Source organism: Chitinophaga sp. W2I13 (genome assembly GCF_050434005.1).
Taxonomy (GTDB): domain Bacteria; phylum Bacteroidota; class Bacteroidia; order Chitinophagales; family Chitinophagaceae; genus Chitinophaga.
Map to the genome: position 1 here is coordinate 1,436,411 of NZ_JBNPWD010000001.1, position 12,906 is coordinate 1,449,316.

The following is a 12,906-nucleotide window of genomic DNA, read 5'->3' on the forward strand; positions in this document are numbered from 1 at the left end:
CAATTCGTTTTTAATTTAAAACCGGATGTTTGCTCCAACCATAAATGTTCTGGGCCTGGGATAATATCCTAAGTCCACTCCCGATGAAAAGCCTTCATTATATCCAACTTCGGGATCCATACCATTATATTTGGTAAACAGGAAAGCATTCAGCACGGAAGCATATAATCTTACTTTGCCCAGGTAATTTTTTTTGATCAGGTTTGAGAAATCATAACCGAGGGTAATCGTATTGATACGCAGATAATTTCCTTTATGTATGTACAGATCAGAGAACTGCGCCCAGTTGGCGCCATCTTCTGTGACCCTGGGAATTTTATTGGAAGTTCCCGGGCCATGCCAGCGGTCCAGTATTTCTGAGGTATAGTTACCAAACCCGCCCGGTCCCCTGTACGACTGTACAATTTGATTACCTGTTACGCCGGAGGCCTGTACTAAGAGATCAAACCCTTTGTAATCAAGCGTTATATTAAACCCATAGGTAAAATCAGGATTGGGATCGCCGATATTTGTTTTGTCGTTGGCGTCAATAACACCATCGTTGTTTAAATCAACATACCGGACATCGCCAGGCTTGGCGGTGGGCTGAATGGGATTACCCGTTTTGCCTTTATACGCCGTTACCTCATCGTCCGATTGGAACACGCCTGCGGTTTTAAGTCCCCAGAAATAGCCTACCGGTTCACCGTTTGCCGCCCGGTAAAATTCACCTGCATTGGCATACAGCACATTGGTATTACCATGAAGCACATGATCGTTTGTAGGAATATTCCCTATCCTGTTTTTATTATAGGCGCCGTTTACGCCCACTGAATAATGGAAATTTTTGCCGATGCTGTTTCGATAATTAAGCGCCAGTTCAACGCCGGTATTTTTCACATCACCGCCATTGATCAGCGGCGCATCTGCGCCGGCAGTAGCCAGAATAGGCACGGTAATCAACCAGTCTTTTGTTTTTTTGACATAATAATCAAAGGTTATATCCAGCCGTTGTAACACAGTAGCATCAAACCCGATGTTTGTTTGCTCCGACGTTTCCCATTTTACATCCGGATTGGCAATACGGCTTGGATAAGCTCCCTGTGTACTGGCTCCTTCCACCGGTCCGAATATATAACCCGCATTACTGAAGCTGATAGGAGACACAAACTGATATGCCGCTACATTCTGGTTACCTACCTGTCCCCAGCTGCCACGGAGCTTAAGGAAATTCAACCACTGCACACCCTCCATAAACTCCTCCATAGAAGTCACCCATCCGGCGGACACGGAAGGGAAATATCCCCAGCGATGATCCGGCGCGAATTTAGAGGAGCCATCGGCCCTGAAGGTGAGGTTCAGCAGGTATTTCTCACGGAAATTATATTGCAATCGTCCGAAGTAAGACATCAACGCATTCTCAGACGGGCCACCGCCAAGACTCATATATGGCGCACCCTTGTTCACATTCTGCGCAACAGAAAGGTAAGCATGCTGCAGATCGGCAACACGCAGGTCCCAGTTGGAACCATTCATACCAACAGTTTGTGTTTTCAGCGAAGAGCTACCTGCCATTACACCAAAATGGTGATCAGCAGCAACATCAAAATCGTAGCTGAGTAAATTGTCGAACTGAATGGTACGCCCACTACCCATTGACTGGCTCACCTTCGAAGTGTCATTAAAGGAATAAATAGAAAGATGATAAACGGGTGTATAACCATGACTTTGATTCGCGTAATAGTTTAAACCCAGGCTGGAACGGAATTTTAAGCCTTTAATGGGTTCCGCCTGTATGTACACATCGCCAAATAAACCCTGGTTACTGTTGCGGTTCCGCGTGGTATAGTCCATCACTGCATAAGGATTGGCCTCTGTATTGTTCCACGCCTGATCAGGTTTTCCCGGGTACCAGCCTTTTTTATCGCTGCTGAAATAACTACCGTCCGTGTCATACGTGGGCAGGAAAGGGCTTGTAGTGAAAGCAGCACGTAATGTATTATTATACTGGCCGTCTATCGCAATTCCATGATTGTTTTGGTAATTGAACGTAAGATGTTCTCCCAGCTTAACAATATTCTGGTACAGGTTATGTTCGGAGTTTATTCTGAACGTGTAGCGGTCAAGGTAAGAAATGTCCGATCCTCCTACAATGCCGCCCTGGCTGGTGTATCCCAGTGACAGGGAATAGGTGGAATTGGGACTGCCTCCCTGCACGCCCAATACATAGTTTTGAGTCGGCACATTCTTTTTAAACATCTGGTCCAGCCAATCTGTGCTTACCGGCAAATTGTTAACTACCTCGTTGCTGAAATACGGCGCTTTACCGGAGTTGACAGCAGCTTCGTTTATGATGGTGGCATAATCTTTTGCATTCAACAGTTTAGCCTTGCGGGCAAGCTGCTGGGCGCCATAAAAAACATCCAGGGTAACCTGCGGTTTCTGGTTGACTTTTCCCGTTCTTGTGGTAACCAGGATAACACCGTTGGCCGCCTGTGAACCATAAATAGCAGCAGAGGCAGCATCTTTCAGAATGTCGATAGAGGCTATGTCTGCGGGGTTCAGGTATGAAATGTCGCTGGTTTGAACACCGTCAACAATATATAAAGGAGAAAAGTTACCAACAGTACCCTTACCACGAATAATCACATTCATTCCTGCACCTGGCTGTCCTGAATAGGAAGTGATTTGTACACCCGGCGCCTGGCCTTGCAAAGCCTGCATGGCATTGGTAGTGTTCTGTTTCTGGATGTCCGCGCCTTTTACCTGGATGTTGGCTCCTGTAACGAGTTTTTTCTTCTGGGTACCATAACCGATTACTACTACATTTTCCAATTGGCTTTCAGCTTCCAGCAATTGAACTTTCAATTCGCGTGAGGTAACTTTTACCTCCTTTTCAACAAATCCAACGGATGTAATTACTATCACATCCCCCGTTGATGCCTCAATAGTAAACCGTCCTGCATCATCGGCAACGGCGGATACACGGGTGCTTTTTACGGTAACTGATGCTGCAGGAACCGGAGCGGACGTACTTTGACTGGTGATCGTTCCACTCACCTTTGACGTTTGGGCAAAGGCGTTCTGGCTAAGGGTTAAGGCCCCAAGCATGCCCCACAGCAGCAATATTCGCAAGTAAATGATTTTGAATGAATTCATAATTGTGGATTTAACTGACTACTTTTTATATCTATTTTTCTTCCATCGTAAACCACTTCCTTGTCGCATTTGGCATCAGGATCCAGGCGCCTGGGTTCTCCGGGCGAAATGATATTAATGCGAAGGGCTCTTTTCTGTAACATGCCTTTGAACGATCCTTTCCGCTCTCCGACAGTAACAGTTCCTGTTGCCTGGGTATATTTTATTGGAATGATGGAAAATGCACCTTCTTCATAATTGTAATTGGTGCCCTCATCTTCATACAGGTTGAAAGATGCGTCCGCACCAGTGTAAATGTTCAACGTAACAGTGTCGGCCTGTTTCTCCGCTGCATATTGTAACTCCGGCCCAAAAGGCAGGATAGATCCGGCTTTTACAAATAAAGGCATCCGTTCATAAGGCGCTTCAGCAGTAATTTTCTGACCACCTGCATACCACTTCCCGGAATAGAGATCATACCATCCTGCGCACTCGGGTAAATACAAGGCACGTTTTGTTTGCCGGTATTCATACACGGGGTTTACCAGCAGTGAAGGGCCAAACATATATTGATCAGCAATGTTCAGCACGGCGGTATCTTTTGCAAAGTCCATTGCAAGTCCGCGCATGATGGTATAGTCATCATGGTACGTCCACCCTGCCAGCGCATAGATATATGGCAGTAAACGGTAACGCAGTTTATCGTAATAAAGGAAACTTTTATAAGCGGGGTGATCTTCAGGAGCTGTGTTGAATACTTCCCGGTAAGGAGATTGCCCATGGGAGCGGAATAAAGGAACAAATGCGCCAAACTGCGACCACCGGGTCATCAGCTCTCTCCACTCTTCCAGGCTCTCTGCATCCGGACTCTCAAATTTCCTCGGCACCACAAAGCCACCTATATCCATCGTCCAGTAAGGAAGCCCGGACATAGAGAAATTACTCCCTGCAGCTATTTGCGCTTTCATATCATTCCAGGTGGAACCGATATCACCACTCCATATCGCCGCCGCATAACGCTGCGAACCTGCAAAGCCGGATCGTGTCAGCAAAAAGACCCTTTTATCCGGATCCGTTGAGCGTTGTCCTTCATAAATTCCTTTTGCATTCTGCAGCGGATATGCATTCAGGAACTCTGCCGCGCTACCCAAAGCAGTGGGTGTCATTTGCAGCTTTCTTTTTTCCGGGTTTACGTTGGAAACTATATCCGGTTCGCTGGCGTCCATCCACCAGGCGTCAATTCCTTTACTATAAATTTTTTCGTTGATCAGATTCCAGAATCCTTTCCTGGCGGCGTTATTGAAAGCATCGTAAAAAGTAGAAACGTATCCTTTGCCTATCCAATCTTTTTGCTGATCGGCGATGTTTCTTTTATAAAGCCATCCATTTTTATCAAAGTCGTTATAGGCCGGTATACCATCATAAAATTTCGGCCATACAGATATCATAATCTGCGTGTTGTATTTTTTATGCAACAAATCAATCATGCTGTCGGGAGAAGGGAAACGTTTTTCGTCAAACTCCTGGCTGCCCCATTCCGCTTCTCTCCAATAATTCCAGTCCAGCACAATGTTGTCGATAGGAATTTTTCTTTTACGGAATTCATCAACAGTATTCACTATCTCCTCCTGTGTTTTGTATCTCTCCCTGCTTTGCCAGAAACCTAACGCCCACTTTGGCACAATAGGCGCCTTACCTGTAAGCGTACGGTAGCCGGCAATTACCTCGTCCATATTATTGCCATACACGAAATAGTAATCCACCTGTTTGCCGGCTTCGGAACAAAAACCAAAGCTGTTTTGCTGATCACGGCTCAATGGCTCCTGCCATTTTAAAGAAAGGTAGGACTCGCCCCCTTCCGGTAGCCATTCAATTTTCACCGGTACTTTTTCTCCTTTTTTGAAATCCCATGGAATCAATGCAGATGCGGGATTCCAGGCCTTTCGCCAACGATCCAGCACCAATTTTCCATTCAGCCATACTTTTACCGAACCGCCATAAGTGAAGCGGAACTGATGTAACCCCGACAGGTGACTGGAAAGGCTTCCCTCCCAGGTCACCATACCGGAAGCTGGGGTAAATTCCCGGGGCAGTAGAATTTTTGAATCTCCCAAAAACTCCATATCAATATTTCCCTCTGCTCTTTCAATGTTTATCTCCTGCGGTTTATGCATGTTATTGGAATAGGAGGCGGTAAGCCAGCCGGTTTCACCTTTCTTTGAAAAAAGCTGCATGGAAGAAAGCGGGTGAAGCGGCCTGATATCGCCGGCCCTGGTGAGGGAATAATTATCCCAGAGAATGCCATAGTTTTTATTGGAGATCATAAAAGGAATGGCCACTTCGGTATTGTTCTGGAAGAAGGTAACCTGTTGGCCCCGGTAATTCATTATACCGTCCTGGTGTTGTCCGAGTCCATACCATGCGTCCCCGTCGGCCGTCTGGAATGTTTGCGTAATGGCGTAATAACGTTTACCGTCGAATATGGCGGATTGAAAATCCCTGCCAAACGGCTGTTTTTCTGACAGGATTTTTTTACCTGCCAGATCCGTGAAAGTAACGGCGCCGGTTTTCCGGTCTACCGTGACGATTAATTTTTTTGTTTTGAGAGTCAGGTTTTCTTTAGAAGGAATGAAATCCCAGGTGAGCCCTGGTTTTTTATGATAAACAGTAACCAGGCTGATACCGGCCACTATTTCTTTCCCGGGAGCTGCCATCACCCTGATAATATCGTCCGACACTACTTCAAGTTTAACAGCATACGTTGAACCCGTTAGCAGGGAATCCGTAAAAACGATCACCCCATCAGGAAGAGTAATATAGGCAGGTGGCGCCGCAAATAAGTTATTTAGTAACGCAGAAGCCAGCAGGCTAAACAGCAGTAATCGCAATTTCATATACGTGGATTAGATGCTGTAAAACTATTGCTATGCTGTCAGAAACCGGGGCGTCAAATGATTCAACAAGGGGGCACAAATGTTACAAATGACTGAATATCACTGGTGTATTTTTGACAGGCGGTGCGTTAAAGACTTTTGTTTTTAAGATTTGCCACGTATTCGGAAGGGGTAGTTTTGAACTCCTCCTTGAATAACTTACGGAATACTTTCGGATTATTGAACCCGACTTGATAGGCAACTTCAGAAATGGACATCCCGCTTTTGTCCAGCAGTTGAACGGCTCTTTTCAAACGGATGGAACGGATAAAATCCAACGGCGACTTACCCGTTAACGAATGTATCTTTCTATATAAAGTAACCCTGCTCATATACATCTCTTTACTGAACTCATCCACAGAAAACTCCGGGTTGTCTATTTGCTTTTCAATAATTTCCAATGCCTGTTGAAGGAATTTTTCATCTACGGGCGTTATGGTCACTTCTCCGGGGTTGACTTCAATCTGCTTCTGAAACCTCTTTTGCAATAATCTCTGCTGCGCCAGCAGATTATTGATGCGGGAAGCCAGGATCTCAAAGGTGAAGGGTTTGGTAATGTAATCGTTTGCGCCTGCTTTCAAACCTTCCAGTTGTTTTTCCTCACTTCCCATGGCAGTAAGTAAAATAATAGGAATATGAGCAGTGAGTGTTTCGTTTTTAATTTTCCTGGCAAGTTCAACGCCGTCCATTAAAGGCATCATGATATCGCTTACCACCAGATCGGGGTTTAACAACTTTATTTTCTCCCAGCCTTCCTTTCCATTTGTGGCTTCTTCAACATGATATTGCCCTTTCAGGTTATCCTTTAAGTAAAAGCGCAGGTCTTCATTGTCTTCCACTATCATTATCGTCTTCTTCTTATCACCTTTTTTATTTTCCTCCGCCATTATTTGCTCCGTTTCGCCTGAAAATGCGGGATTAGCCAGGGTCCGGGGAGAAGAAACATAAATTTTTCTTGCGGGGAGCAATACCGTAAAACAGGTACCCTGATCCGGTTCGCTTTTTACGGTGACGATACCATTGTGCAATTTTACAAACTCTTTTGTAATGGCCAGGCCGATGCCGGTTCCCTGGTTTACCATACTTTCCGGAACATCCGTCTGAAAAAAGCGTTCAAATATCTTTTCGTGCTGATCGGCCGGAATACCAATACCGGAGTCTTTTACCTCGATAGCAAGTGTGCCATCGGACTCATTATCCGCCGGCTCCTTATAGATCAGGCCAACGCTCACCGTTCCGCTGTCATAAGTATATTTAAAAGCGTTCGACAACAAGTTGAATAAAATCTTTTCAATTTTATCTTTGTCAAAATAAATTTCGAGGCTATCCGTGTCAGATGAGAAAGAGAATTGGATCTTCTTTTTCTCTGCAATATCTGTAAAAGAATAACTGGTTTCCCTGCAAAACCGGACAATATCGCCTATGGAAGGATGCAACTTTACTTCCTGCACCTCCATCTTCCTGAAATCGAGCAGCTGGTTTACCAGGTTTAATAAGCGTTTGGCATTACGCTGTACCAGCCCTAATTGTTTTACCTGCTCTTCATCTGCCGTATTTTTAATGATCTTATCCAATGGTGCAATAATCAGGCTTAACGGCGTGCGGAACTCGTGACTTACATTGGTAAAGAATTTTGTCTTTAACTGCTCCAGCGCATGCGCTCTCTCCGCTTCCCTGCGCTGTTGCTGCACTTCAAAACGCATCCGTATCCGGTCTAATGTAATGCGCCGGATAAGCAGGAACAACGCTGCAGCGATCAACAGATATATAATGTAGGCAACAGGCGTTCTCCAAAACGGGGGTTCAATATTGATCTGCAACGTTTTTACCTCACTCCATAGGCCGGACCTGTTCAAAACTTTTACCTTGAAAACATAGTGACCGGGATTTAGATTTGTATAAGTGGCTCTCCGCTGGTTACCATCTGCATATAACCAGTCTTCATTAAACCCTTCCAGCATATATGCATATTTGTCATATGCGTTATGAGAAAAATCAAGCGCAGCAAAGTCAATGGAGAAAACATTTTCCCTATACTTCAGATCAATATGCTGAAGCTGGGATAAAGAACGTTTGAGCAGCACCCGGTTATTGACCAGCTCGCCGGGTTCAACATCTTTATTTAATATCTGAAAACCGGTGAAAACAATTTTAGGATGATAAACGGGTTTACCAATAGCAGCAGGATTGATAATATTAAAGCCCGAAGGGCCACCAAAGATCAATTCGCCGGTCTTCGTTTTTAGCGCTGCATTATCATTGAATTCGCGGTTCTGCAGGTTGTTGGTGGCATCATAGGTAACCACAGAAATAACCATATCCTTATTTTCCTGGTGGGGAGTAACGTTACATAACCCGTTAGGTGTGGATATCCAAAGCGCGTGGTGATTATCTTCCAGGATATTCAGGATCATATTATCAGGAAGTCCGTTGGACATGGTGAATGTATGAAACTCCTTTTTTTGTTCATCAAACAAATTCAATCCCTCCCTCGTTCCTACCCAAATCCGGCCTTTACTGTCTTCCAGAAGACAGATAATCCCATTATCACTTAAACCATTTTTTTTATCTGTTACCAGGTAAAAAACACTGGTGGCTTTATTCTTTTCCATAACGGCAATACCGTAAGCCGTACCAATCCATAAATTCCCCTTTCTATCCTGCATAATAGCAGAAAGATAATCGGAAAGTAAAACTCCCCGCCTGGCGTTATAATGGCTAAACTGGCTTGTTCTTCTGTCGAAACGATCCAGGCCGCCACCCAAAGTGCCGATCCATAAGTTCTGATCCCTGTCTTCAAATATCTCCCAAACCTTGTCATCTGCCAGACTTGAGGAATCATTATCATGATGCCTGAACCGGGTGAACTTCTTCCCATCAAAACGATTGAGGCCACCCAGGTAAGTCCCAATCCAGAGAACATCTTCATGATCGATCCATAAGCTCACAATGACGTTGTTACTCAGGCTGTTTTCATTTTTTGGATCGTATAAGTATTGTTTGAAAGTATTATTCTTCCTGTCAAAATAAATCAGGCCACCGCCATTGGTACCGATCCAGATGTTACCTGCCTTGTCTTCAACAAAACGGTTTACATCGTCGAATTGCGGACTGTTTTCATTTAGTTCCTGGTGATGGTAATATGGAAACTGAATGATGTTACTATTATAATAATTTATGCCCTGCTTATAAGTTCCCAGCCATATAATCCCCTGGTCATCTTTATACAAGGTGGTGATACTGTTCTGACTGATGCTCTTGGGATCATTGGGGTTGTTCAGCAGATAACTGGTTTTGAATCCGTTCTTTTTGTCGATCAGCGTTACTCCTCCGTGATCGGTTCCTATCCAGAGCAAACCATTACTATCCTGTACAACCTGGCTTACCAGTTCCGCATTCAATCTCGCCGGATAAGAATTCTTATCAAACTGTTTGATAGTATTATCTTCCGGGTGAAAAAGAAAAATTCCGAAGTTGTAACTCCAAAGCCAGATGTCATTATCATGATCTATAAAAAGATGATAGGGGTTATTAGCTTTATTCTTCTTCAGTAAAGCATTGGTAGAAAAAATTATTTTATCCAGCTTTATATCATATTCCTGCAAAAAACCTGATTGGTATACCAACCATAACTTCCCATCCGATGTTTCACTTACGGAAGTAATTTTCCCGGAAGCCGGCGGTGCTTTCTGATTAAATGGTTTTACAATTCTATCGTTTGCTGAATACAGGAACAAACCCTTATCATCATACAGGAACCAGTACCTGTTATTGTTCCCCTTCACTATATTGGTAACACCACCAGATGGCAAACCGATGGAATGCAAATAGTCATCAGCGTTGTCATTAAATTTCTCGGTATCGGGGTTATAAATACAGGGGCCACTCACGGTCGACAACCACATTTTCCTGCCCGGAAGCTCATAAAGTGACACAATATTATTGTCCCTTATTGAAGAGCTGTCATTGTGATCCTTATGAAATATCCTGCAGAAATATCCGTCATAACGATTAAGTCCATATGCAGTGGCAAACCATAAAAAACCATCCCGGTCTTTTAGCACTGCATTTACCTGGTTATGCGACAGACCTGTGTATGTATTGAGCTTCGAAAAATTATAATGCTCACTTTGCGATAAAACAACAAGGGACTGCAGTAGCAAAATAACCCCAAAAAGGTAACGCATTACTGTAGGTTTTAGATAAAAAAGTTTACGCCTCCCAGACATTCATACACTAGCGGCTGTTGCCGCTTTACCTGCCATTCCGCTGATCATTAAAGATGCCCGATAACGTTTTTACTTTTGTAAAAAGCAAAAGGTACTTCATTCCTGTGAGACAGACCCGATTTGGCAAAAAGCGGCAATAACCACGGTAGTGATTATTGCCGCTTTTTTTTTTCAGGATCATGACTTACTTTCTCAACAGGCGTATTTCATACACAGGACCTGCAATTGATCCTTTGTCCGCCAGGAATTTAATCCGCATAGATCCATCCTCTGCATAGTTAATATCCGTAGGCAATTCGTAATCGATGGCATAAAATGTATCGCTCTGCCCTTCCCGGAGATCGACCTTAGCCAGCTGCCGGTCGTTGACCCATATGGAGAACTTATGATTAAATTCTTTCCCGAAATAAGTAACACGTATTTTCTTACCCGTCTTGTTCTTATCTGTTAATTTATAACTGAACCACTCTCTCGCTGACCGCCAATGCCTGTTAAAGCTAACACCGGCAAAGGAACTCTCGTGTAAGATTGCGTGATCCGATTCGGGTTGCTGTTCCCCGGCCGCGATCACATCGATCGTATTGGCGGCGAGGCTTGCTTCCAGCGAATCTTCTTTAGCCAGTTTTGATTGTAAAGCCGCAAAACCGCTGCTGGATTCTTTTCGCCAGTATACGATATAGCGGGCATCCTGTATTTTATAGAACGGCACCAGCTTCAAATCCTTATACTTTGCAGGATAAATTATTTTTCCAGCCGTAAAAGACATGGGCGCATGCTTGTCCTCCTCAATCATAGCTGCGTCGTTTGTGGCATCGCTTACAAAAACAGGCATATCGGTCATTTTGTAGAGTTCACCGCCGGCAATGTGCCCCATCCGGCTGTCGTCGGCCTCGCGTGATTTCTGGAAAAGCGTATCAATTACAGCAGCCAGCAGGATAGGCCCGTGCAAAACAGCCTCATAGGGAGATCCGTCAGGAAGCGCTTCTGTGCTGGTTTGCATAGGCGTCTCCACTGTAATAACATCTCCCTTCTTCCATTTCCGTTTTAAATTTATATAAGAGGAAGGCTTACCGTTGACGGCTACGGATGCACCATTGATCTTTACCTTCAGTGCGCCTTCTTTTACCCACGAAGGATACCTGATGTTCAGGTCAAAACTGTTCTTATTAACACCCACTATTTTCAGCGTGGTAATGCCCTGTTCAGGAAACGCAGTTTCCTGCCTGAACAGCAGTCCCTTATCTTTCCACTTGAGTTCAGATGGAATAAACAGGTTAACAAAGAGCTGGTTATCAGAATGGGTGTAAATCATCTTTCCATATTTGGCGTGATTTTCCAACCCGCTGCCAACGCAGCACCACATACTCGTTTCCGGCTGAGAGTAAACCCGGTAATGACCGGGGCGCATGGGCGTAAAATAAACAAAGCCTCCCTTGCCGGGGCGCTGGGTAGTTAGAATATGGTTGTACAAAGCTTTTTCGTAGTAATCAATATAAGCCACGTCCGGATCTGATAAATATAAATCCTCCGTAAGCTTGAGCATATTGTAAGTATTGCAACTTTCCGGTCCCTCTACGCTGGACATCATGGTGGAGAAATCATTAGAGGGATTAAAATGCTCCCTGACGCTATTCCCTCCTGTTGCTATAGTGCGGTGATGCACGACCGTTTGCCAGAAAAACTCCGCGGCATGGTTATAAGCAGTGTCTCCACTATAATCGGCGATCCGCTTAAACCCGATTATTTTGGGTATTTGCGTATTGGCATGTAAGTTATCCAGCTTATCCTGGTCCCTTTCCAGGGGTTGCAAAATAGCCTGGTGCGAAAAGCTGTAAGCGGCGTTCAGGTATTTTTTATTGCCCGTAATGCCGTATACATCCGCCAGCACTTCATTGACACCGCCATGTTCATTTCCAAGCAGCTCCTGCATCTGCTCCCTGCTGAGTTTAGCAGTCATTTCACAAAACCAGTCCGCAAACCGGATCAGCATCTGACCGGCAGTTTTATTATCTGCATACCAATAAGCATCCCGGAGGCCCGCAAAAACTTTATGTATATTGTAGAAAGGCACCCATTTCCGCTTATAATCCGCGAAATTTCCTTCCAGTACTCCTTCCCAAAGTTTTCTACTGCCCGGAACGCCGCCCAGGTAACCATTGGCGTTTTTGTCCTGGCAAAGTTTCAACTCACCTATCATATAATCCAGGCGGCCGGACATTCTTTTATCACCCGTGGAGGCATACATCATGGCTAACGCAGAAAGATAATGCCCGCAGATATGACCATCCAGCCCGGAGCTTTCCCAGTTTCCATAACTTCCGGATTTTTCAGGAAGACCAGCCTCCCTGCGAAACGGCGCCAGCAGCTTGTCCGGGTTTAGGGCAAGGATATAATTAATGTCAGTTTGCTCCTGCTCTTTGAAAATACCGGGGAGCAGCCGGACATCATTTAAAGAAAAAAATTCCAGCGCTTTATGGCTTTGCGCATGTATGGATAATGGAATTATGAAAATCAATAACAATATACGTTTCATAAAAAACACTTAAAATTTCCCGTGGACAGAATTTTAATAAGTGTCAAAATAACAATAATAATTGTTAAAACCAATGCCTGTTTTATATTAAGGA

4 protein-coding genes are annotated in these 12,906 nt (G+C 44.4%); all 4 read right to left on the reverse strand.

Annotated elements, in window-relative coordinates:
- Window positions 1–15: 15 nt before the first annotated feature.
- The 4 genes from QFZ48_RS05770 to QFZ48_RS05785 all read right to left on the reverse strand — a co-directional run bounded on the left by QFZ48_RS05770 (window position 16) and on the right by QFZ48_RS05785 (window position 12,812).
- The gene (locus QFZ48_RS05770) at window positions 16–3,138 is read right to left on the reverse strand and encodes a SusC/RagA family TonB-linked outer membrane protein (RefSeq protein ID WP_429061536.1); all 3,123 of its coding nucleotides are present in this window, start codon (window positions 3,136–3,138) and stop codon (window positions 16–18) included.
- Window positions 3,135–6,011, reverse strand: a complete 2,877-nt coding sequence (locus tag QFZ48_RS05775) for a TIM-barrel domain-containing protein (RefSeq protein ID WP_429061538.1) — start codon at window positions 6,009–6,011, stop codon at window positions 3,135–3,137. The genes QFZ48_RS05770 and QFZ48_RS05775 overlap by 4 nt, the downstream gene beginning before the upstream one ends.
- Window positions 6,012–6,139: 128 nt before the next feature.
- A complete protein-coding gene (locus QFZ48_RS05780; RefSeq protein WP_429061540.1) occupies window positions 6,140–10,237 on the reverse strand; it encodes a two-component regulator propeller domain-containing protein in 4,098 nt (1,365 codons plus the stop codon).
- 226 nt (window positions 10,238–10,463) lie between these two features.
- Entirely contained in the window at window positions 10,464–12,812 is a 2,349-nt protein-coding gene (locus tag QFZ48_RS05785; protein WP_429061542.1) for a beta-L-arabinofuranosidase domain-containing protein, read from the reverse strand.
- Window positions 12,813–12,906 lie beyond the last annotated feature (94 nt).

Bases quoted from the DNA above. Each gene is read 5' to 3' on its own strand.
- QFZ48_RS05780 (WP_429061540.1), bottom strand. From the start codon at position 10,237: ATGCGTTACCTTTTTGGGGTTATTTTGCTACTGCAGTCCCTTGTTGTT.
- QFZ48_RS05770 (WP_429061536.1), bottom strand. From the start codon at position 3,138: ATGAATTCATTCAAAATCATTTACTTGCGAATATTGCTGCTGTGGGGC.
- QFZ48_RS05775 (WP_429061538.1), bottom strand. From the start codon at position 6,011: ATGAAATTGCGATTACTGCTGTTTAGCCTGCTGGCTTCTGCGTTACTA.
- QFZ48_RS05785 (WP_429061542.1), bottom strand. From the start codon at position 12,812: ATGAAACGTATATTGTTATTGATTTTCATAATTCCATTATCCATACAT.